The sequence below is a fragment of the Streptomyces bugieae genome (assembly GCF_036352915.1).
GTDB lineage: Bacteria > Actinomycetota > Actinomycetes > Streptomycetales > Streptomycetaceae > Streptomyces > Streptomyces endophytica.
The window spans coordinates 1-418 of the sequence record NZ_JAZBJP010000200.1 but is presented as its reverse complement, the minus strand read 5'-3'; the positions used below and the strand labels follow the sequence as shown (position 1 = coordinate 418).

Genomic DNA, 418 nt, shown 5'->3' with positions numbered 1-418 from the left:
ACCCCCTCGGTTACGGCCCCGAGCGGTACATCTGGGCCATGCTCGCCTCCATCGCCACCTTCGTCGGCGGTGCGGTCTTCTCGGTCTACGACGGGGTGCACACCCTGATCGCGGGCGAGGAACTGGGCGATCCGCTGATCTCGTACATCGTCCTCGGCGTCGCCTTCGCGCTGGAGGGCTACTCCCTGCGTACCGGCGTCAAACAGGTACGGCGCGAGGCGGCCCGGCTGCGGGTGCCGGACACGTACTACCTGCGCCACACCCCCGACACCGCCGTGAAGGCCGTCGTCATGGAGGACTCGGCGGCGCTGGCCGGGCTGCTGCTGGCGGCGGGCGGGCTGCTCGGCGGGCAGCTGACGGGGTCGGGGGTCTGGGACGGGATCGCGTCCTGTCTGATCGGCCTGCTGCTCGTGTACGT

The 418-nt window shown here is 70.8% G+C and carries 1 protein-coding gene; it reads left to right on the top strand.

Annotated features, from left to right (window positions below; genetic code table 11):
• Window positions 1-418 (top strand): cation efflux transmembrane domain-containing protein (locus V2J85_RS40870; RefSeq protein ID WP_330824425.1); only part of this gene is annotated, 418 nt, incomplete at both ends.